This is a genomic window from Mycobacterium helveticum (genome assembly GCF_007714205.1).
GTDB classification, from domain to species: Bacteria; Actinomycetota; Actinomycetes; order Mycobacteriales; family Mycobacteriaceae; genus Mycobacterium; species Mycobacterium helveticum.
In genome coordinates this window covers 16,090-38,791 of record NZ_VMQU01000034.1, presented here as the reverse complement: position 1 = coordinate 38,791, position 22,702 = coordinate 16,090, and the positions used below count along the sequence as shown (strand labels likewise).

Genomic DNA, 22,702 nt, shown 5'->3' with positions numbered 1-22,702 from the left:
CCTCCAAGCGGCGATTGTGCCAATTTTGGTGGTCTGTTGTTGAATGAGACGCATGCTGAACCTGGACACCCGTACTCGCGCCGGCGCCGTCCTCCGTCGCGCCGCGCGCCTCGGCCGCGGCGTGTGCTACGTGGGCCTCCATCAGTGCAACCTGTGCGGGTACTGGGTCCGCTTCGGGAGGCATCCTGACCTGCGAGACATGCTGGACCGGCATGGTTTTCGCTACTCCATCGACGACTTCGAGACCCTGAACCACCGCCGGTTCCTCTGTCCGGTATGCGGTTCAATTGATCGAGATCGGCTTTACAAGCTCTACGTTGACCAGTTCCTCCGACCCGACGGCATCCGCCGGGTGCTCGAATTTGCGCCATCAGCGCCCCTGTCCGCGTACCTGCGCAGCCGCGCCGACTTCCAGTACCGCACCGCGGATCTCATGATGACCGGCGTCGATGACGTCGTTGACATCATGGACATGCAGATGTACGCGGACGGCTCGTTCGACTTCTTCGTCTGCTCCCACATCCTCGAGCACGTCTCTGACGACGGCCGCGCACTCAACGAGCTTTACCGGATACTGGCGCCCGGTGGGTGCGGCATCGTTATGACGCCGGTGGGGCCTGACGGCTGCTTCGACGAGGATCCCGCGGTGACCGATGAAGCGGAGCGTTGGCGTCGTTTCTGTCAAGGCGACCACGTGCGTCTCTACGACCGCGTCACGCTATGTTCGCGTATCCGGCAGAGCGGATTCGAACTCTCTACGCTCGGCTGGCGCACTTTCACCCAGCAGACGTTCGTGCGGCATGGCATAGCTCTCAATTCGTTGTTGTATGTGGTGCACAAGCCAGAGGCCGCCGCGCTCTGACGGTCGACCTGGCGCACTGGGTTAGTGCGGGTCGGCGTGCGGCTGCACGCGACGCCTGGCTTCTCGCCTCAGGCGTTCGATCAACTGGGAGTATGAATCCACGAGCGCCCTTCGGCTCAGCGAATCGGCGCCGTGCGTGTACCACGTGGCTTTCAGTCGCTGCCAGGGCGTAGAATATCGTGTTTGAAGCGCCAGCATCGCAATCCGTGGGTGTTGTGTGACGGTTTCCAGTAACGCGGCGCGACCCTCCAGTCCCGGGACCTTGGCGACCTGGCGGAGCATGAAGTCAACCTGCTCGGCGACGATCTGTTCGCGCATCAGGTCGTCGGGGAACAGGTCAAGCATCGCGTCGAACGTCGCCGCATGCCCGAGACCATGCGCCACCCAGAACTTTGGTGGGTCGACGACGAGGTCGTACCACATGCCATGAGGGTGGCGACGGTAGACGGCCATCGTCTCCGGCAGCATGGCGATGCCGCCGTGAACCGCGTGCCGCACGTGCAGGTACCAGTCCAGCGGCATGACATCGGCCGGGATGTCGCCGTAGTTCGGGAGGCGGCGGTACATGACAGAGTTCGTCTGAATGAAGTTCCGCCTGAGCAGCTTGTCCACGCTCAGGTCGCGGCGCCAGGCGACCGGCGGGAATTCCGAATCGTCGATCCGGCCGTCTTCCCAGATCACTCTCACGGGATGGAAGCACACCGATACCTCGGGATGCTCGTCGAGGAATGTGACCTGTTTGCTGAGCTTTCGCGGATCGACCCAGTAATCATCGCCTTCGCACAGGGCGAGGTGCTCGCCACGAGCAGATGACAGGGCGTCGATCAGGTTCGCGTTAAGGCCCAGGTTTTCAGACCGGAAGATCGGCCGGAACAAGTCCGGGTGGCGGTCGGCGTACTCCCCGATTATTGCTGGCGTGGCATCGGTCGACGCGTCGTCGGCGACAATGATTTCCACAGGAAAGTCAGTCTCCTGAGCCACGAAGCTGTCAAGAGTTTGGCGGACGTAAGCCTCCTGGTTGTAAGTGGTCGCTACCACGCTTACTTTGGGGGCGTTCGCTGCTGTCCTGTCAGTCACACTGGGCTCCATTTTCGTCCCGTGGCTAAGACGCGTGCTGTGCCGTCGCCATCGGCCATGTCGTCACGTGAGGGCATCGTAACGATCTGCGAGCAGACAGCCTCCTTGGCCGGCGGCCTTTGAGACCCCAGACGAAGGTTCGCCGCGGAGTGCGGCTGCAAGCGAAGCGCCGCAGCGCCGCGTCGGCCGAAGTGGCCGCCGTACTCGGGCGGCCAGCCGAATTCAGGACTGGGTTGAGCTCGGTGTGCAGATTCCGTCTGGCGGCCAGACTCCTGGCTGGCGTCGTGGGAATCTGTCAGAGTGTTCCGAACACAGATCAGACAGCGGCATCCGCCGCGCATTTTTGGTGTCGTCCGGGCGGTTCATCGCCATTTGGGCCGGCAGCGTGGGCGACCGCGGTAGCGATCAGCGCGCGCGGCCCGGCGGCTTCATGGTTGTGCTGTTGGGTGCGCGCGACATGAAGCCCGCGCAAGACCCTGTTAGCGAAACCCAATCTGCCAGCAAGACCCAACGTATGGCTCCGTCTCAGCAACGAGCACCCACCTTGGGAGCGTCAAGGAAGGTCGTATTCGGCGGATGCAGCGCTGCTCCTCGATCGCCCGTCGTACTTCGTCGCTCCGACGGCCGCTGAACAGTCCCCCTCGCCGACAAGCGCAGCTCGACAATCTGGCGTGTCTTGGCTGTTCAGGGAGCTGTCGACAGAAATTTCGCAGTACCGTCACGAGACAGCTCGGCGCATAGTAACCTCCCGAGTGATGTTGTGGAACAGCGTGCTATTTCTGGGCTTCGGGATGGCGCTCGACCCGCTGCGGTTGGGGCTCGTCGCCGTCGTGTTGTCGCGCCAGCGCCCCATGCTGAATCTGTTCGCCTTCTGGCTGGGCGGCATGATCGCGGGCATCGGAATCGGAATGGCTGTGCTGGTTGTCATGCGCGACACCGCGATGGCAGCTTTGCGGAGTGCGGCGGCGGTGGTCGCAGACGTGCGATCCTCGATCGCCTTCTTCGAAGGTGGGCACCTTAAGATCACTCTTGGCGTCATTGCGCTGGTGTCGCTGGTGGTTCTTTTGGCGCGTGAGCGGGCGCGAACAGTGCGGCGCGTCGTCGCAGTCTCTGGCCATAGCGGGGGGACCGAGATGGCGGCGCAGCCGCGTGTGCTGCGATTGTTCGCCAGGCTCGGTGCTGTTAACCAAAGCATCCTGAACCGTGGGTTTTTCTGGCCGGCGTTCTTGGTTGGTCTCGGGTCGGCGACGCCGCCGGTGGAGACCTTGATGCTGCTGACCATCATCATGGCTTCGGGCGCTGCCATCGGCACGCAGTTCAGCGCATTCCTCGTGTACACCGTGATGGTTCTTGCGGTCATCGAGATTCCACTGGTCTGCTATCTGGGGGCACCCGAGAAAACTCAAGCGGTCATGGTGCGGGTCCAGAATTGGCTACGCGTTCGTCGTGCCCGGATTTCCCAAGCGGCGCTGGGTGTTAGCGGAGTGGTATTGATGGTTCAGGGCGTAGGGAGTCTCTAAAGGTGCGCCCTGCGAAGTGCGCTCGCCCAACTCGCAGCCGCTAGGGCTGCAGTGACTGAGCAACCGATCACGCCGAAGGCGCTCTCGCTCTCGACTGATGCGACGACTGTGGTATCCGTAGACGCCACGACGATCGATCTTGACGAAGCGGCCAACACTCCGCGTGTCTCGGTATGTGTACCCATGTACAACAACGGTGCGACGATCGAACGCTGCCTGCGGAGCATCCTGCAGCAGGACGGCGTCGACTTCGAGATAGTGGTCGTCGATGATGCCTCGACCGACGACGGTGCCGCGATTGCCGTGCGCATGCTCCGGCCCGGCGACCGGCTAATCTACGGCAAACCCCGCGCGGGACTCAACGGCAACCACAACAGGTGTCTGGAATACGCGCACGGCACCTGTATTCAGTTTGTCCACGGTGACGACTGGTTGCTCCCCGGGGCACTGTCGACGCTGTCCGGATATTTTGACGACCCGAATGTGGGACTGGCATTCGCGCCTCGGCACGTTAAGACGGATGACTTGAAATGGCTGCGTCGATGCGGTAATCCCCCGGGGCACTTTTGGGGCCTGAAAGAATACAACGATGGCCCGTGGCTGGTCACGCAGATGATGTTGCAGGGCGGGAAAGGGAATTGGATCGGCGAACCGACATGCGTGATGTTTCGCCGCGAATTGGCCCTGGAGGTCGGGGGACTTCGCGACGATATTTTCCAACTCGTCGATTTGGATTTCTGGTACCGCTTGATGCTGCGATCGGCGGTTTGTTTCGTCCCACGCGAGTTGTCGGTGCGCAGCCACAGCGGTGGCACCGAGACGGCGCGCAACGTCACAACCCGGCGTTGGTGGCTAGACCACCTGCGCATTCTCAGCTGGCTGATCGTGGACTCGGCATCGCCCGCTGCCGTTCGCATCATGTCGACGTTTTTGTGGCCACCCGCATGGTTGGTGGCCATGGGTGAAGTCATGCTGTTCGGGCCCCAGCGGTGGTCACGGCTGAAGATCCTTGCTCAAGCACCCTATCGGGAGTTCGCGCATGCCCGGCGGCTGCGCGACGACCCGTCAAGGCCGGCGGCGGTGTTGCCCGCGAGTAGACGAAGCTGACCTGGTTCACCTCTAAACAGTCTTGGGTGTGCTCGCCGCCGGGGTACGGTGGGTTCGTGTCACTTCTCATAATCGTCCCCGTGTTCGGGCAGCACGAGTACACCCACGCCCTGGTGGGCGATCTGGAGCGCGAAGGCGCCGACTACCTGATCGTGGACAACCGGGGCGACTATCCTCGGATCGGCGCCGAACGGGTCACCACCCCGGGCACGAACCTCGGCTGGGCCGGCGGCAGCGAACACGGATTCCGGATTGCGTTCACCGAGGGCTACTCCCACGCGATGACACTGAACAACGACACCCGGCTCTCCAAGGGATTCGTCAGCGCTTTCCTCGATCCGAGGCTGCCCGCCGATAGCGGAATCGTCGGGCCGATGTTTGATCATGGATTCCCTTACGCGACCAACGACCAGAAACCCGAAGCCGCAGATTACGTTCCCCGGCCACAGTATCGAGTAGTGCCCGCAGTGGAGGGAACGGCGCTCATGGTTTCGCGCGAGTGCTGGCAGGAAACGGGCGGTTTTGACCTTGTTAACTTCAAGCACATGTGGGGGCCCGACCTAGAACTTGCGGTACACGCCCGCAAGGCGGGGTTCGGCGTCTACACGACCGAGATGGCGTATATCAACCACTTTGGGCACAAGACCGCCAATGAGCATTTTGGCGCCTGGCGGTACACGCTTAGCGCGAACGTCGCGATGCTGCAGGGGCTGCGCAGGCTGCACGGCCTGGGGGCCGCGCTGGCCATCATGCGGCAGATCGGGGCCGCGCATGACCGCAAGTGGCACAAGCCGATTCCGCTCGACGATGCCAGCCGCCAGCTGACGGACTGACGGCCGTAGCCGGTCGTTCAGTGCACGATTTCGGCGGTCAGGCCGAAGTCGGCGAAAGTACGAGACGTGACGTCGCGCAGCGCATCCAAGGAGTTGTTGCGCCCGCTCAGCCAGGCGTTGACCGAGATCCACAGCTTCCCGCAGCTTCGCCCGGACACCAGGAACAGCTGCCCGCCCATGCGCTCCAGGGTGTGCTTGTTGATGCCCGGTTCGATCAACCGCCCCGACGCGTAGTCGGCCTCGGTGCCGTCCGGCCGGTTCACCGCCGGGTCGGTGTCCCCGAGATTGGAGCACCCGATCGGAAGGTCGGCGGTACCCAGGCCCATGCCCGCCGCCCGGCGTGCCACCCATTTGGGCGTCAGCGACGTCAGCGGCAGCGGCGCCAACAACTCCTCGGTGGTCTCGGCCAGGTCGGCGAACGCCTGCTTGAACTTGAGCCGCGCCTCGGTGAGGTCGGAGGCCAGGTGCGCCGGATCCACGGAGATGACCGGGAACACCAGGGCGTTGCCCCGGGTGTCGTCCTCGGTGCGGTTGCTGACCGGAAACGACAAGGTGACCGTGCCGTCGTCGCAGATGCGCCCCATCCGGGCGCCGAGTGTGCCCGCGAATCCTGCGAAGAGCGTGTACCCGTTGCCGCCAATGCTTTTCGCGCGTGCGTCCCACTCGGCCAGATCGACGTAGGCGGTCACGGCGGGCACCGTGACGGGCTGGTCGTCGCCGGCTCCCCGCGGTGAGGGGGGCGCCGACGCGATCGATGCGGCGACGTCGCGGCGCCGTTTCCGGGCGATACGCACCGTCGCGGCCACCGCCCGCCCCAGTTCGGGCGCCGAGGCGATGAACGCCCGGCCGTCCTCCAGCACGGCCCGCCTGCGGGTGCGGGAACGGGGGAGGGGATAGCCCAGGTAGCGCGTCCGCCCGTGGGCCGCGTCGCCGATCGCCTGCACAAACCCGATCCCGTCGACAAGCGTGTGCGAGCTCACCAGGGTGACGGCGGTGCCGCCGTCCAGCAGGGGCAACACCCCGAGATGCCGGCTGGGCCCGTATTCGGGATCCAGCGGCAGCCGCGCCCGCTCGAGAAGCCATGCGCTCACCTCCGCGCGCGGACGCGGTGCTTCGGCGACGTCGATGTCGGCGCCACCCCGGGAGATCACCCACCGGTCGCGCGCGAACGGGATCGGTGACCGTTCGACCCGCCGTCCCATCAGCCCGTACCCGAGGTTGCGGTGGAAGCGGCGCAATCCGTCCATATTCACCGGGCGGTTGTAGACCCAGCTGAACTGCACGAGCGCGCCATAGCCGAGCGCCCGCAGGCCCAGAAACGAGGCCTGGTCCATGTGTGCGAGGCGGTTATCCACCGCGTCCACGGTAGTTCATGGCCGGTACGGCACGCAGGGCTTTGGGTTCGCGCCCCGGCACGGTGACGGATTGGTATCCTGGCAACTTCGGCGTCTCGGCCGCAACGGCCCGTAACAAAGGTAATCTGTCCCCGTGGTTCAGTCTTCGATCCCTGCAGTGCTGCGCGAACGCGCGAGCCTGCAACCCAACGATACTGCGTTCACTTTCCTTGATTACGACCACGATTGGGACGGCGTCCCGATCACGATGACCTGGTCGCAGTTGTATCGACGGGTGCTCAATCTCAGCACCCACTTGCAGACTCATGGCTCGGCGGGTGACCGCGCGGTGATCCTGGCCCCCCAGAGCCTCGACTACATCGTCGGCTTTCTCGGCGTACTGCAAGCCGGACTCGTCGCGGTGCCGCTTTCGGTGCCCTACGGCGGCGCCCACGACGAACGCACCACGTCGGTGCTGGCCGACACCTCACCCTCCGTTCTTCTGACGACATCGGCCGTCGTCGACAATGTCCGTCCCTTCGGGCAGGCGCCGGAGGGCGAGTCCGCCCCGTCGATCATCGAAGTGGACCAGCTCGACCTGGATTCCCGCCAGAGCGGCCCCAGGCCGGGAACTCGGGGTGCCGGCAGTGACCCGTCGGACACGGCATACCTGCAGTACACGTCGGGCTCGACCCGGACACCTGCCGGTGTGACGGTCTCCAACAAGAACGTTTTCGCCAACTTCGAGCAGATCATGGCCGATTACTTTGTCTTTGAGGGCGGAGTGGCCCCGCCGGACCTCAGCGCGGTGTCGTGGCTGCCCTTCTACCACGACTTGGGTCTGATGCTGGGAATAATCATGCCGATCCTGGTGGGTGTGCCCAGCGTGGTGACCAGCCCGGTCGCCTTCCTGCAGCGTCCCGCCCGATGGATGCACATGCTGGCACACCCGGGTCGCACATTTTCGGGCGGACCGAACTTCGCCTTCCAAGTGGCCATGCGCAAGACCTCCAACGAGGACATGGCCGGGCTTGATCTCGGGGGTGTGCACACCATCCAGAACGGCAGCGAGCGGGTACAGCCCAAGACCCTCAAGCAGTTCGCCGACCGGTTCGCCCCGTTCAATCTCGATCCTGCGGCGCTGCGGCCTTCGTACGGCATGGCTGAAGCAACGGTGTACATCGCGACCCGTAACGTGGGTGAGCCACCCCACACCGTTCACTTCGACTCCGAGAAACTCCCCGCCGGCCAAGCGCACCGATGCGCAACCGGAAGCGGCACACCGCTGATCAACTATGGTGTCCCGAAATCGCAGCTGGTGCGCATCGTCGATCCGGACACCCGCACCGAGTGCGCGGACGGGGCCGTCGGCGAGATCTGGGTGCACGGCGACAACGTCGCCGCCGGATACTGGCGCAAACCCGAAGAAACCGCGGAAACGTTCGGAGCCCGCATCAACAACCCCTCGGAGAGCACTCCGGAGGGCCCGTGGCTGCGCACCGGGGACTCCGGCTTCTTCTCCAACGGCGAACTGTTCATCGTCGGCCGCATCAAGGACCTCCTGATTGTCTACGGGCGCAACCATTCTCCCGACGACATCGAGGCGACCATCCAGGAGGTCACCCCGGGGCGTTGCGCGGCGATCGCGGTCGCGGACAAGGGCGTCGAAAAGCTGGTCGCCATCATCGAACTCAAGAACAAGGGCGAGTCCGACGACGACGCGACGGACAGGCTGCGCCTCGTCAAACGCGAAGTCACGTCCGCGATTTCGAAGTCCCATGGGCTGCGGGTAGCCGATCTTGTCCTCGTCTCACCCGGCTCCATCCCCATCACCACGAGCGGCAAGATCAGGCGCTCGCAGTGTGTCGAGCTCTACCGGCAGGACGAATTCACGCGGTTGGACGCCTGAGTCTTTCCGTCATCGCCCTTGCGGTCCGAACAACGGGAGCGACTCGTCCTCGTCCCTCGCCTGTTCGGCGTCGTTCGAGTGGCCGTTGGCGCGGCCCGTGCCGTTGCTCCCGTTGCCGTGGCCGTTGGTTCCCGCGCTGACGAGTGCGTGCGCCAGGACGCCCGGGCCGAACAATGGCAGCGAGTGGCCCAGGTAGCGGTCGACTCTGCGTTTGTTGTTGCCGTTGCGATGGCCGTTGGCGGACACCGAAGCGCGTGCCGGTTCGACCAGATCATCCGTGAGGTTCGCTGACATGCCGCTGAGGTCGAACAAGGGCAGCGCGTGGTGGGGAACACGTGCGCTCGGTCGGCCCCCGCTGGTCGCCTTGCGTGCCCCCGATGCATGACCATTTGCCTGCGCGGCAGGCGACGGGACGTGCGTCCTGGGGCTGGGAAGGACCTTCATCCGGACCAGTTGTTCGGAGATCTGTTGCAGTTGCTGTTGTTTCGTCTCGTAAGCCGCGACCACCTGAGCGGGGGTCTTACCGAGGTTCGACGGCCACCAGTTCTTCTGGCCGATCATCGCGGCCAGCGCGGGCACGGTGATGGTGCGCACCACGAAGGTGTCGATCAGAATCCCCATGCCGAGGATGAAGCCGGCCTCGAGCATCGTGTAGATGCTGGCGCTCATCAAGCCGAACATGGACACGGCGAAAATCAGGCCCGCCGAGGTGATCACGCCACCGGTCGAACCCACGGTGCGGATGACCCCGACGCGCACCCCGTGCGGTGACTCGTCGCGGATCCGCGAGATCAGCAGCATGTTGTAGTCCGCACCGATCGCGACCAGCAGAATGAAGGAGAGCCCTGGAAGGCTCCAATGCAGGTTCTGGCCCATGAGTATCTGGAACACCAGGACGCCGAAGCCCATCGCGGACATGTACGAGAGCAACACCGAGCCGATGAGGTACAGCGGCGCGACAATGGCCCGCAGCAGGCCGACCAGGATCAGGAACACGATGAGGATCGTCGCGATGACGATGAAGTTGATGTCGCCGTTGTAGTAGTCACGGGTGTCCCTGAGCGCCGTCGGAACTCCGGCGACCGAGACTTTGGCGTCGGCCAGTTCGGTGTTCGGCAGTGCGGAGCGTGCCGCCTTCTCGATCGTGTTGACCTGGTCCATCGCCTCGGTGGTGAACGGATTCAGCCCGCTTTGGATGAAATAGCGGGCGGCGTGACCGTCCGGAGACAGGAAGATCTGCGCGCCTTTTTTGAACTCCTCCCTCGTCGTGATCTGGGGCGGCAGGTTGAAGCCGGCCATGGACGGCGTGGCGGCGTCCTGCTTCATGTTCAACAGGAACTGCGACGCCTCGTTGAGGCCGCTGCCGAGTCGCCGGGTCTGGTCGACCAACGCCTTCACCCCGCCGGCGATCGCGCGGCTACCGTCGGCCAGCGCGGTGGAGCCCTGTTGCGCCTGCGCCATCGTGGTCTGCAGGCCCTTGATCGTCTTCATGGCGCTGGATGCCTGGGTCAGCGTTTGCTGCACGGTGTCCAGCGTCTGGCCGATGGTCGCCGCTTTCTGGGCCGACTGCAGATTGCGGGACATGATCTTCAGCGAGTTCAGGGTTCCGTCGTTGTCGGCCGCGACCAGGGCCGCCAACCCGGCCCGCGACTGCACACAGCCGGGGTCGGCGTTGCACTCCGGGCTGTCGTTGAGCGCCGCCAGCATCGGGCCGGCCCACTGGGCCGTGTTCTGGGCGTGCGCGGTGGACGCGCCGAGGTTGTCGCCGAGCGACTTCATCTGCCCGGTGTAGCCGGCGCCCTGATCCAGCGCGGCGATCGTCTTGTCGCCGCCGAGCAGTTGCTCCATCGCCGTCAGCGCCCCGACCGTTCCGCTTAGGCTCGCCACGGCGGAGGACACCTGGTCCCGAAGCTGGGCCAGTGCGTCCGCCAACTGATTGGAGCCGTTGACCAGCTTGTCCAAGTCGTCGCCGTGGTTGGCGATCTGGCCGGACACCTCGTCGAGTTTGCCGCCGACCTCGCCGGCCTGCCAGGACAGCTTCATCTGTTCCAGCCGTTCGCCATTGGGCCGCGTCAGGCCGCGCACCATGGTGATGTCGGGCAGCTGGCTGACCCGGTTGGCGACCTGTTCGAGGTCGGCGAGGGCGGTCGGGGTCCGCAAGTCATGGGAGGACTGGACGAACAAAATCATCGGGGTCATCGCGTTCATCGGGAAATGGCGGTTCATCGCGTCATAGCCCTTGGAGCTGTCGACGGAAGCCGGCATCGTCTTGAGGTCGTCGTAGTTGAACCGCATCACGCTGGTGCAGCTGGCCAGGGCGATGAGCACGACCAGACTGCCCACCAGGTGGATTCGCGGCCGGCGCACCACCCGCGTGCCGATGACCCGCCACGTGCGCGTCGTCAACTCGCGGCGGGGCTTGATCCAGCCGCGGCGTCCCGCGAGGACGAGCAGGGCGGGCATCAACGTCACCGCGGAGCACAACGCCACACCGATCGAGATGGAGATCGCCGGGCCGACGGCCGAGAAGACTTGCAGCTTGGTGAAGACCATCGCGAGGAAGGTGACCGCGACCGTCGCCGCCGACGCGGTGATGACCTTCCCGATCGACATCAACGCGTTCTTGACCGCTTCATCCGAAGTTTGGCCGTGCCGCACATAGTCGTGGTAGCGGCTGATCAGAAAGACCGCGTAGTCCGTTCCCGCACCGAGCATGACCGCGCTCATCAGGATCATGCTTTCCAGGTTGAACGGCAGGCCCGCGCCGACGAGCCCGGACAACACGCCCTGGGTGGTCCCGATCGATGCGCCGATGTTGGCCAACGGCACCAACATGGTGACCACGTTGCGGTAGATGATGAACAAGATGACCAGCACACAGATCACGGTGGTGATCTCGATGAAGTGCGCGTCCTCTTCGGTCATCGCGGTCATGTCGGCGATCGTGGCCACCGGCCCGCTGAGGTATGCGGTGAGAGTGGTGCCGGCGGTGACTTGTTCGGCTATCTGTTTCACGTGATGAAACGCCGCAAGGGTCGCCGGCGCCATGGGCACCTCGGGGAAGCTGACCGGCAGGTTGATTGCCTTGCCGTCCTTGCTGGCCAGGAGCTCGCGCATCTCCGGGACCTTCAGGACGTCCTGGACACCTACCTTGGCCTGCTTGTCCTGCTCGTCCTGCTGCAGCCTGTCGACCAGTTTCCGGTAGACGCCTTCGTCGGTGGGGGTCAGCCCGTGCTCGTCGATCAGGATGATCAGTGCCTGGGAGCCGCCGCCGGTTTCGTGGAACGCCTTTTGCATCTCTTGGCCCACGAGCACCGTCGGGGCGTCATCCGGCAGCGGCTTTTGCTCCTGCTTCGCCGCCTGCACCGGAAGCGGCGGAAATATCAGCGCCAGGGCGCCGGCGAACATGATCCAGCAGGCGATGACCACCAGCGGCCGCCGCACCACCAAGTTCCCGAGACGGTCGAACAGCCCCCCGGGTTTCGCCGCCTCATGAGAACCGGTACGGCTTGACACGCAACAACCCTACAATTTGATCACGATCCACGTCGGGTGATCGCGATTCGCGAGGTGATCGTGATCTGGGCGTGACGTTAGCCGGGCCCGCGGCCGACCGAATCGGCGGTAGCCCGATGTGGCCCGCCATGCTCGCGTAAAGTTTGCCGTCATGTGGGGCATCGTGCTGTGGATGGCGCTGGTCACGGCGCCCGACCCGGTGCGCATGGGCATCGCCATCCTGTTGATCTCGCGGCCGCGGCCTTTGCTCAACCTGTTCGCATTCTGGCTCGGCGGCATGACAACGGGCGCCGTGGCGGGCCTGACCGCGTTGCTGGTTCTGCGCGACGCGTTGCCCGCCCTGGTGCACGACATGACGGCGACGACGGCCCGTTTCACCGGCGGGCACGGCCAGATCGTCGTCGGCGTCCTCGCGCTGTCGATCGCCGCGATCGGCGCGATGCGCAGGCCGGCGCGGGTGCCGGTAGCGGCCGCGTCGCTACCGCAATCGAGCACCCCGACGGCGTTCTCCCGGCTGGTGTCGCGTGCCCGCAACACCCTCGGTAGTGGCAATCCCTGGGTGGCGTTCGTGGTCGGTCTCGGGCAGGCGACCCCGCCCGTGCAGTACCTGACGGCGCTGACGGCCATCCTGGCCTCCGGAGCGGCGTTCGCCACGCAACTCGGCGCCGCCGTGGCTTTCACCGCCGTGACACTGGTGCTGGTCGAGATCCCGCTCGTCAGCTATCTGGTGGCGCCGGCGAAAACCGAGGCGATCACGCTGCAGGCGCACGGGTGGATGCGCACCCACAGCCGGCGGATCCTGGTCGTGAGCGCCGGCGTGCTGGGCGTCGTGATGCTGGCCCAGGGGACGGGCGTGGCCTGAATCATCGCCTGAGCTACCCTGCCGTTCCGCCGGAGCCCGCCGCGATCAGGTGGTGCCTCCGGACTTCGTCCTCGAGCAGGTCGGCGGTGGTGGTCACGCTGACCCTGGCCGGTGTCATGCGGTCGGCGATCTGGCGGGCGCGCGCGACGTAGTCCGGAGCCAGGACGGTGCGCAGGTCCTTGAGCAGCGACTTCTTGGTCACCCCCGCGAAGCGTCGCGCCTTGCCGACCTTGAGCGTCGCGACCTGCAGTGCCCAGGCGGGCTGTTCGGCGCCGATCCACAGGACCAGCGTGGGCACTCCGGCCCGCATGCCCGCGGCCGTGGTCCCCGCGCCACCGTGATGGACGACCGCGCGGCAGGAGGGGAACACGGCCGCGTGGTTCACCTCCCGGACCACCTTGACGTTGTCCCGGTGCGGCGCGTCGCCGAAGTCGGTGACCCCGGCGCAGATCAGCGCCCGCTCGCCCAACTGCGCACAGACGTCGCCGATCATCGCGACCGCGTCGGCGGGCGACTCGACCCGCATGCTGCCGAAACCGAAGTAGATCGGCGGCGTCCCCGCCGCGATCCACGACGCGACCTCGTCGTCGCACGCCGTGGACAGCTCCAGTGTCAGCTGGCCCACGAACGGGCGCCGGCTGTCCCACTCGTCGGTGAGACCCGGAAAGTAGACCGCGTCGTAGGCCTGGATCTCCAGCGCTCGGCCGTCGATCATCCGCCTGGCCGAGGAGCGCCACGTCTTGGGCAGACCCAAGGCGCGCCGCTGGGTGTCCTCGGCGTCTTTCGTCATCCACCAATACATCCCGTAGAGCGCGCGCATCGTCGTACGGATCAGCGGCCCGGGCACATACGGGACGATGTGGCCGTTGATCCGGTGCGGGAAGTGGTGCATGGCCGCCATCGGAATGCCGTAGTACTCGGCGATATTCGCGACGACGCCCTGGTAGGTCTGGCCCGACACGATGATGTCGGCGCCCTCGGCCAGCGACACCAGCGCCGTGCTCATCTCCGCCCAGCCCCGCGTCAGGTACTCCGCGCCCGGCCGCAACACGTTGACCGGATTCTGGACCCGCCAGAAGTGGCGGAACACTTCCTCGTCCAGCTGCGTGTGCGAATCGGGCCCGTAGGCAACCGCCGAAAGCCCAACGGATTCGACGAATCCGATCAGGTTGGGCGGCACCGCCATCCGCACGTCGTGCCCCCGGCGCCGCAGCTCCAGGGCAACCGCGGCGCAGGGCTCGACATCGCCACGGGTGCCATGGACAGCCAGGACAGCTTTCATTGCCGGAATCGGTTACCTTGCGCGCGTGGGCTTTTGGGGCTTGGCGAGCCTCACCTGGCGGCGCGGACCGGGATCTCGGCCAGGCTGCCCGCGACGACCTTGTCGAACGCCGACTTCAGCGTGTCCGTGTAGCGGATCACCGACTCGCGGGCGACCGGGTTGTTCGGGAAGGAGACCATGATGGAGACCTCGTCGAAGAGCCGGAACACCGTCGAGTACATGTAGGCCGGGCTGCGGCCGTCGGTGAACGCGGTCGCGTTCACCCCGTCCAGCGCGGTGGCCACGATCGCGGACAGGGGAGGCAGGCCCGCGTCCATGTAGCTCATCATGGTGAACTGCGGCCCGTACTTGCGCAGCCACGGGGCCAGTTCGAGCACCTTGTCGAACGGCACGTTCGCGCAATCCATGTTCGCGTCGAAGGAGGCCTGCGCGGCGCGGGCGGTCTCCTCGAACGAGTTGGGGTTGATGGGAACCGTGAACGGCACCACACCGGTGAACCAGCCCACCGTCATGAAGTCCGCCGGGCTCTTGCGCTTGTCGGTCGGGGTGAGCCCGTAATACGTCTCCGCACCGGACAATTCGTGGTGAGCCAGAGCGGCGCAGGCGAACAGCCCACCGCTGAACCGGGCGCCGGCCTTCTGGCACATCGCCTCGAACTGTGCGGTCTGCTCCGGGCCCAGCAACTGCACCGCGTGCACGTCCCCGCCGCACGGGATCGACTGGTCACCCAGCGGCAGCGGGAAGTCCGGCAGGGTTCCGCCGTTGGCCTCGGCGAACTCGATCCACTTGCGCACCTCGGGGGAGTCCAGCGTCATGGCCGACACCGTCGCGGCCTCGCGCAGGCAGAAGTCGTCGTAGCTGGCCGCGGGCGGCAGGGTGACCGGCGCCTTGCCCTCCAGGATGGCGGTGTAGTTCATCAGGATCTCGACGTAGAGCCCGGCGATCAGCATCGGGTCGCAGTGCAGGTGGTCGACCACCGCGTACAACGCGAAGCGCTCCTCGTACTGGACGATGCCGAACCGGAAGCAGTCCCACTGCAGCGGGTCCGGCGTCGCCAGGACGTGCTCCTCCCACTGCGGCTGGGTCATCTCACCGTATTGCTTTGCGACGAACTGGATGTCGCGCGGGTTCGCGATGGTGTGCCGGACGATGTCCTCGGGGCCGTTGTACTCGAACCAGCTGTGGTAGGTCGCGTGCCGACGAAGGTGCGCGTTGATGACGTAGGTCATGGCGCGGATGTCGCAGCGGCCGGGAACGTCCCAGGAGCCCATGATCGCCCGTGAGTAGTCGAGCCCCTTCTCGTTGAACTCCACGTAGCCGCGAAGGTGGCCTACCTGCATGGAACTCGCAGGCACCGAACTGACCGGTGCTTGCCGTGCCTTCGCGAGTGAACCAGGCGTTGGCTGCCACGTGACGACTGATCCCCCATTCAGGTCCCAGTCGTAGGCGTTCCCCACCCGCAGGCTGTCGTGCTCGGTGCCGCCACCTATGAACACGTGTCCCTCCTCTGTTCCAACTCCTGAAAAACAGGCCACATTGCCGTCCGGATCTCCGTCACGCCGGGGCGTCCTCTTTGGGCGCCAGCTTGTCGACCAGGTGATCCGCCAAACCCCGCACGGTCGTGATGTCGGCAGAGGTGATCCGTACCCCCGTTTGAGATTCGATGTGCGTCCGCAACTCCAGGTTGCCCAACGAGTCGAGGCCGTATTCCGAGAGCGGGTGATCCACGTCGATGTTGCGGCGCAGTATCAACCCGATCTGCTCGGACAGCAGACGCCGCAGCCGGGTCGGCCACTCCTCGAGTGGCAGCTCGGCCAGCTCGGCGCGCAGCTTGCTGGAACCCGAACGCTGTTCGCCGGCCGTCTTGAACAGCTCGAGGAACTTGCTGCGTTCGGCGAAGGACGCGATCCACGGGGTCCCGACGAGCGGGGTGTAGCCCGTGTACGCCCGGTCGTGGCGCAGCAGCGACTCGAACGCGTAGGCGCCTTCGTCCGGCGTGATCGCGGCGCCGCTGCCCTCGGCGAAGTCGGCACCGCGACCGATCTCGGCCCAGGCGCCCCACGCGATGGCGGTGGCCGGCAGCCCCTGCGCGCGCCGCCACTGGGTGAACGCGTCCAGCCAGCTGTTGGCCGCGGCGTAGGCGCCCTGCCCCGGCGAGCCCAGCAGGGCCGCCGCCGAGGAGAACAGGCAGAACCAGTCCAGCTCGGCTTTCTGAGACTGGCTAGCGGTGGCCTGGTGCAGGTTCCAGGCGCCGTGGACCTTGGGCGCCCAGTCGCGGTCGAGCAACTCGTCGGTGATGTTGATCAAGGTGGCGTCCTCGACGACCGCCGCCGCGTGCAACACGCCGCGCAGCGGAAGCCCGGTGGACGTCGCCGTGGCCACCAGCCGCTCCGCGGTGTCGGCGTGGGCGATGTCGCCGCATTCCACGATCACGTCTGAACCTATCGCTCGGACAAGCTCGATCGTTTCAAGCGCCTTCTGGGTGGGCTCCGAGCGCGAGCTCAGCACGATCCGGCCCGCGCCCGCGGCGGCCATCTTCTCGGCCAGGAACAGCCCCAGCCCGCCCAGGCCCCCGGTGATGATGTAGGAGCCGTCGCGGCGGAACACCGGTGCCTGCTCGGGCGGCAGCACGACGCTGCTGCGCCCGGCCTGCGGGATGTCGAGGATGAGCTTGCCGGTGTGCTCGGCCGCGCTCATCACCCGGATCGCGGTGGCCGCCTCGGCCAGCGGGTAGTGCGTGCTCTCCGGCATCGGCAGCACGCCCTCGGCGGTCAACCGGTACACGGTGCTCAGGATCTCGCTGACCTGGTGCGGGTGGCTGACCGACATCAGGCCCAGGTCGACGCCCCAGAACGCGAGGTTGCGCCGGAAGGGGAACAGGCCCAGCTTGGTGTCGCCGTAGATGTCACGCTTGCCGATCTCGACGAACCGCCCGCCCAGGGCCAGCAGCTTGAGCCCGGCCAGCTGCGCGGCACCGGTCACCGAGTTGAGCACGATGTCCACGCCGTAGCCGTCGGTGTCGCGGCGAATCTGGTCGGCGAACTCGATGCTGCGCGAGTCATAGACATGCTCGACGCCCATGTCGCGCAACAACTGCCGACGCTGCTCGCTGCCGGCGGTGGCGAAGATCTCCGCACCCGCGGCGCGGGCGATCGCGATGGCCGCCTGCCCCACGCCGCCGGTTCCGGAGTGGATCAGCACCCTGTCGCCGGCCTTGATGCGGGCCAGGTCGTTCAGGCCGTACCAGGCGGTGGCGTGCGCGGTGGTCACCGCGGCCGCCTGTGCGTCGGTCATGCCCTCGGGCAGCGTGGTGGCCAGGCGCGCGTCACAGGTGACGAACGTGGCCCAGCAGCCGTGGGGGGACATGCCGCCGACGTGGTCGCCGACCTTGTGGTTGGTCACGTCGGGTCCGACCGCCGTCACCACGCCGGCGAAGTCGGTGCCCAGCTGCGGCAGGATCCCGTCCAGGCTCTGGTAGCGGCCGAACGCGAGCAGCACGTCGGCGAAGTTGATGCTCGACGCGGTGACGGCGACCTCGATCTCCCCGGGCCCCGGCGGAATCCGGTCGAAGGCGGCGAACTCCATGCTCTGCAGGTCGCCGGGCATGCGGATCTGCATGCGCATGCCGTCACGCTCGTGGACCGCGATGGTGCTCTGGCGCTCCTCGGGCCGCAGCGGCGACGGGCACAGGCGCGCCGCGTACCACTCGTCGTTGCGCCACGCCGTCTCGTCCTCTTCCGGGCCGACCAGCAGCAGCTGGCGCACCACCTGCTCGGCGTCGGTGTCTTCGTCGACGTCGATGTGGGTGGTGTGCAGGTGTGGGTGCTCGGCCCCGACGACGCGCAGGAGGCCGCGCAGGCCGCCTTGCTCGAGGTTGGGCCGGTCGTCGGACAGCACCGTCTGCGCGTTGCGGGTCACGACGTACAGCCGTGGCGCCTCACCCTCGATCTCGGGCAGCTCGCGGATGATGCGCACCAGGTGACGGACGTACTCGCCGCCCCGGGAGGCGCTTTCCTCGTCGGTGGCGCCGTTGGGCGGCGCGGTCAGCAGGACGACGCCGGTGAACCCGCCGTTGCCGATCTGGCTGCGCAGCCGTTCGGCGACCGCCGCGTGCTCGGCGTCGGGCGGCCACGACATCGTCGTGCACTCCGTGTCGTGCAGCTTCATCGCGTCGGTGAATGACGCGGCCACCAGGTCCGCGGCGTCGGAGGTGCTGATCAGCAGCCACGCTCCGGGCTCGGCGGTGGCCACGTCGGGCAGCGACCGCCGTTGCCACTCGACGGTCAGCAGCCGCTCGCTCATCACCCGGGCGCGTTCGCTGCCCGGCGCGGAGCCGGTGCCCATCTGCAGCCCCCGCACCGTCAGCAAGAGGGCGCCGTGCTTGTCGAGCACGTCGAGGTCGGCCTCGACGGCGCCGCCGGTCGCCGCGGTCACCCGCGAGTAGCAGTAGCGGGCGGCGTGGACCGGGCCGTAGACGCGCAGCTGGTGCACGCCCAGCGGCAGCAGCAGGCCGCCGAGGCTGGCGTTGGCGACGCTGGGGTGGGCGGCCACCGACTGGAAGCACGCGTCCAGCAGCGCCGGGTGCACGCCGTAGCTGGTCTGCTGCGTCCGGATCACGCTGGGCAGCCCGATCTCGGCCAGCACCGTGGTGCCGGTGCCCTCGGCGGTGTGTGCGGCGGCCAGGCCGGTGAACGCCGGCCCGTACTGAATGCCGCACAGGTCCATCGCGTCGCGAAGGTCGGCGCCGTCCAGGCGGCTCGGGTGTGCGGCCAACAGGGCGTCGATGTCCAGCGCCGGCGGCTGGTCCTCCTCGTCGAGCAGGTCGTACAGCACCGCGCTGGCGCGCCGCACCTGCATCCCCTCGTCGGTGGTCTCCACCGAGAAGGTCAGGGCGCCGGGCGCCTCGGCGGTTGCGGTGAGGCTGACCTGCGTCTCCTCGTCCAGGAGCAGCATCTGCTCGAAGCGGACGTCGCGGACTCCCGCGGTCTCGCCGAACACGGTGCGGGCCGCGGCCAGCGCCATCTCGCAGTAGGCCGCACCCGGCAGGGTGGCCGTGCCGTGGACCCGGTGATCGGCCAGCCAGGGCAGCACTGCGGTGCCGATCTCGGCCTGCCACACGTGGCGCTCGGGCTCCTCGGGCAGGCGCACGTGCTGGCCCATCAGCGGGTGCACCGCGACGCTGGAACGCAGGGCGCGCGAGCTGTGGCCGTCGCGGCTCAGCAGCAGTGTCCGGTGCGTCCAGGACGCCAGCGGCGCGTCCACCAGGTGGCCGCCCGGGTACAGCACGGAGAAGTCGACCACCGCACCGGTGGAGTACACGTCACCCACGAAGCCGCGCAGCCCCTGGGGCAGTGGCTGCTCGCGCCGCATGGCGGCGAGAGCAGCCACCGTCATGTCCAGGCTCTTGGCGGTCTGGTCGACGGCGTGGGTCAGCAGCGGGTGCGGTGCGAGTTCCCCGAAGACGCGGTAGCCGTCTTCCAGCGCCGCCTGCACCGCCGCGGAGAACCGCACCGTGTGGCGCAGGTTGTCCACCCAGTAGTTGGCGTCGCAGTACGGCTCCTCGCGAGGGTCGAACGAGGTGGCCGAGTAGTACGGGACCTCCGGGGTCAACGGCTCGATGTCGGCGAGGACGTCGTAGAGCTCGTCGAGGATCGGGTCCACCTGCGGCGAGTGCGACGCCACGTCGACTGCCACCTCACGGGCCAACACCTCGCGCTGCTCCCAGGCCGCGACCAGCTCGCGGACCGTTTCGGTCGCCCCGCCGATCACGGTGGACTGCGGCGAGGCCACCACGGCCACCACGGCGTCGTCGACGCCGCGGGCCATCAGCTCCGAGAGCACCTGCTGGGCGGGCAGTTCCACCGACGCCATCGCGCCGTTGCCGGCGATCGTGGTCATCAGTTTGGAGCGCCGGCAGATGACCCGCACGCCGTCCTGCAGCGAGAGCGCCCCGGCGACCACCGCCGCCGCCGCCTCGCCCATCGAGTGGCCGACGACCGCGCCGGGCCGCACCCCGTAGGACTTCAGCGTCGCCGCCAGCGCGACCTGCACGGCGAACAGCGTCGGCTGCACCCGGTCGATGCCGGTCACCTTCTCCGCCGCGGTCAGCGCCTCGGTCACCGAGAATCCGGACTCGGCGGCGATCAGGGGTTCCAGCTCGGCGATGGTCGCGGCGAAGACCGGCTCGTGGGCCAGCAGGTCCGTGCCCATCGCCGCCCACTGCGACCCCTGCCCGGAGAACACCCAGACGGGGCCCTTGTCGTCCTTGCCGGCGGCCTCCAGGTAGGGGGTGTCGCCGTCGGCGACCTCACGCAGCGCCTCGACCAGCTGCGAGGTGGTGCCGGCCAGCACGGCCGTGCGCACCGGGCGGTGCCCACGCCGGCGGGAAAGGGTGTAGGCCAGGTCCGCCGTCGTCAGCTCCGAGGCGTGCGCGTCGACCCAGTCGGCGAGCCGGCCGGCGGTTTCCCGCAGCCCCTCGGCCGACGACGCCGACAGCGGGAAGAGCAGGGCGCCGTCGTGACGGGTGTCGATCACCGCGCCGTTGAGCGAAATGGTCTCGGGGGCCTGTTCCACGATGACGTGCACGTTCGTGCCGGAAAGGCCGTACGCCGATACCGCCGCCCGCCTCGGCGCAACGGCGCTGGTCGGCCACGGGGTGTTCTCCCGCGGCACGAACAGCCCGGTCTGGATCTGGGCTATCTCGTCGGGCAGGGCCTCGAAGTGCAGGTTCTTCGGGACGACGCCGTGCTGGACGGCGAGCACCGCCTTCATCATCCCCAGCACGCCCGCCGCGGCCTGCGTGTGCCCGAAGTTGGTCTTCACGGCGCCCAGGACACACGGGTGGTCCACGCCGTACACCTCGGCGAGGCTCGCGTACTCGATCGGGTCGCCGACCGGTGTGCCGGTGCCGTGTGCCTCCACCATGCCGACCGTCTTGGGGTCCACGCCGGACGCCGCCAGGGCCGCGCGGTACACCGCGGCCTGCGCCTCGGCCGACGGCATGGTGATGTTCATGGTGTGGCCGTCCTGGTTGGCGGCCGTGCCACGGATCACAGCCAGCACCCGGTCGCCGTCGCGCTGCGCGTCGGTCAGGCGCTTGAGCAGCAGCACCACGCAACCCTCGCCGGTGACGAAGCCGTCCGCCTTGGTGTCGAACGCGTGGCAGTGCCCGGTCCCCGAGAGCATGCCCCCGGCCGAGGCGGAAACCGACCTGCGCGGTTCCAGCATCACGTTGACGCCGCCCGCGAAGGCCATCTCGCTCTCACCGTCGGCAAGGCTGCGGCAGGCCTGGTGCACGGCGAACAGACCCGACGAGCACGCGGTGTCGATGGTCGCCGCCGGGCCCCGCAGCCCCAGGGCGTAGGAGATCCGGCCCGAGGCCATGCAGGAGATGGTGCCCGGCGTTCCGTACGGCCCGTCGAACGCGTCGGTGGCCGCCGACACGAATTCGTAGTCGCTGTAGTTGTGTCCGATGAACACGCCGGTGGCCTCGGCGATGGTGGCCTTGGTGAGGCCGGCGTGCTCCATGGCCTCCCACGCCGTCTCCATCAGCAGGCGCTGCTGCGGATCCATCGCAGTCGCTTCTTTTTCGGAGATGCCGAAGAACTCGGGGTCGAAAGCGCCGATGTCCTCGAGGAAGGCGCCCCACTTGCACATCGACCGTCCGGGCACACCCGGTTCCGGGTCGTAGTAGTAGTCGACGTCCCAACGGTCGGCGGGAATCTCGACGACCATGTCGTCGCCGCGCAGCAATGCGTCCCAGAAGAGGTCAGGGGAGTTGATGCCCCCCGGCAGCCGGCATGCCATCCCAATGACGGCTACCGGAGTAACTCCTGCCCTATCCACTGTCCTTCACCTCTCCTCGACCTATCCTGAAGTTCCTATCACTGCCGGCAGCTCTTATCAGCGCTTCGAGAAATATCGTTGAATTTTCGGCACCGACCGCGAACATCGCAGTGCCGCACGAACAACTCATCGACCCCCACAATCGAAGCTTGCCGCAAGACCTTGGCGCGATCTGAAGCGTAGCGGCTTCGGTTCACCTGCGCGGAAAAATCGTTCGGACGTACAAAAAATTTACGAACCTTAGGAGCTCCCCAAGCTGCCCACGGGCCTGACTGATTCATCGGTCATTAGGGGGATCGCGGCCCTGCGATGCATCCTGATCGGCTAGAAACCGCTGCTAGAGGCGCTGTGCGCCAACGCTGTCCGGCATTCGTGGGTTCGGGCCGCGGTGCGGCGACTGAGTGCGACAGTGGTACGGCCCTCCGCGGCTGGGTGGGCGAACTCCCCAGGGAGCGCCCGTCGATGTAACAGGGGACTGCCGCATCGGCAGTGCTTGGCCGAGCGGGGATCGGGCGCCCCGCCGAGCCCGGACAGGGTGAGTCCGGCGCCTGGAAG

The 22,702-nt window shown here is 67.0% G+C and carries 12 protein-coding genes; 6 read left to right on the top strand and 6 right to left on the bottom strand.

Going from position 1 to position 22,702, the window contains the following annotated elements:
* Positions 1 to 52 precede the first annotated feature (52 nt).
* Positions 53 to 862, top strand: coding sequence for a methyltransferase domain-containing protein (locus tag FPZ47_RS29360; protein WP_246133359.1), 810 nt, complete (start codon positions 53 to 55; stop codon positions 860 to 862).
* A gap of 21 nt (positions 863 to 883) precedes the next feature.
* On the opposite strand, the gene FPZ47_RS10315 is transcribed toward FPZ47_RS29360, so the two are convergent.
* On the bottom strand, positions 884 to 1,939 hold the full coding sequence (locus FPZ47_RS10315) for a glycosyltransferase (RefSeq protein WP_246133360.1): 1,056 nt from the start codon (positions 1,937 to 1,939) through the stop codon (positions 884 to 886).
* Positions 1,940 to 2,694: 755 nt separating this feature from the next.
* Between FPZ47_RS10315 and FPZ47_RS10310 the strand changes: the two genes are divergently transcribed.
* The 3 genes from FPZ47_RS10310 to FPZ47_RS10300 all read left to right on the top strand — a co-directional run bounded on the left by FPZ47_RS10310 (position 2,695) and on the right by FPZ47_RS10300 (position 5,399).
* Positions 2,695 to 3,459 carry a GAP family protein gene (locus FPZ47_RS10310; protein ID WP_246133361.1) on the top strand — a complete coding sequence of 255 codons (765 nt, stop codon included), beginning with the start codon at positions 2,695 to 2,697 and terminating at the stop codon, positions 3,457 to 3,459.
* Positions 3,460 to 3,567: 108 nt separating this feature from the next.
* Positions 3,568 to 4,566 carry a glycosyltransferase family 2 protein gene (locus tag FPZ47_RS10305; protein ID WP_425461769.1) on the top strand — a complete coding sequence of 333 codons (999 nt, stop codon included), beginning with the start codon at positions 3,568 to 3,570 and terminating at the stop codon, positions 4,564 to 4,566.
* A gap of 56 nt (positions 4,567 to 4,622) precedes the next feature.
* Positions 4,623 to 5,399, top strand: a complete 777-nt coding sequence (locus FPZ47_RS10300; protein WP_144950902.1) for a glycosyltransferase family protein — start codon at positions 4,623 to 4,625, stop codon at positions 5,397 to 5,399.
* A 17-nt stretch (positions 5,400 to 5,416) separates the two neighbouring features.
* On the opposite strand, the gene FPZ47_RS10295 is transcribed toward FPZ47_RS10300, so the two are convergent.
* Complete coding sequence (locus FPZ47_RS10295) at positions 5,417 to 6,754, bottom strand: condensation domain-containing protein (RefSeq protein WP_246133362.1); 1,338 nt, start codon at positions 6,752 to 6,754, stop codon at positions 5,417 to 5,419.
* Positions 6,755 to 6,887: 133 nt separating this feature from the next.
* Between FPZ47_RS10295 and FPZ47_RS10290 the strand changes: the two genes are divergently transcribed.
* The gene (locus FPZ47_RS10290) at positions 6,888 to 8,642 is read left to right on the top strand and encodes an AMP-binding protein (protein ID WP_144950853.1); all 1,755 of its coding nucleotides are present in this window, start codon (positions 6,888 to 6,890) and stop codon (positions 8,640 to 8,642) included.
* A 9-nt stretch (positions 8,643 to 8,651) separates the two neighbouring features.
* Here FPZ47_RS10290 and FPZ47_RS10285 read toward each other — a convergent pair whose 3' ends face one another.
* Positions 8,652 to 12,158, bottom strand: coding sequence for an MMPL/RND family transporter (locus tag FPZ47_RS10285; protein ID WP_246133363.1), 3,507 nt, complete (start codon positions 12,156 to 12,158; stop codon positions 8,652 to 8,654).
* 151 nt (positions 12,159 to 12,309) lie between these two features.
* Here FPZ47_RS10285 and FPZ47_RS10280 point away from each other — a divergent pair, with 151 nt between their 5' ends.
* The gene (locus tag FPZ47_RS10280) at positions 12,310 to 13,020 is read left to right on the top strand and encodes a GAP family protein (protein WP_144950855.1); all 711 of its coding nucleotides are present in this window, start codon (positions 12,310 to 12,312) and stop codon (positions 13,018 to 13,020) included.
* A 13-nt stretch (positions 13,021 to 13,033) separates the two neighbouring features.
* Here the strand turns inward: FPZ47_RS10280 and FPZ47_RS10275 are convergent, their stop codons facing one another.
* The 3 genes from FPZ47_RS10275 to pks2 all read right to left on the bottom strand — a co-directional run bounded on the left by FPZ47_RS10275 (position 13,034) and on the right by pks2 (position 22,147).
* Positions 13,034 to 14,302, bottom strand: a complete 1,269-nt coding sequence (locus FPZ47_RS10275; protein WP_144950857.1) for a glycosyltransferase — start codon at positions 14,300 to 14,302, stop codon at positions 13,034 to 13,036.
* Positions 14,303 to 14,352: 50 nt separating this feature from the next.
* Positions 14,353 to 15,642 (bottom strand): condensation domain-containing protein, encoded by a 1,290-nt coding sequence (locus tag FPZ47_RS10270; protein WP_246133364.1) that lies wholly within the window; start codon positions 15,640 to 15,642, stop codon positions 14,353 to 14,355.
* A gap of 214 nt (positions 15,643 to 15,856) precedes the next feature.
* A complete protein-coding gene (pks2, locus tag FPZ47_RS10265; protein WP_144950861.1) occupies positions 15,857 to 22,147 on the bottom strand; it encodes a sulfolipid-1 biosynthesis phthioceranic/hydroxyphthioceranic acid synthase in 6,291 nt (2,096 codons plus the stop codon).
* Between the last annotated feature and the right edge of the window lie 555 nt (positions 22,148 to 22,702).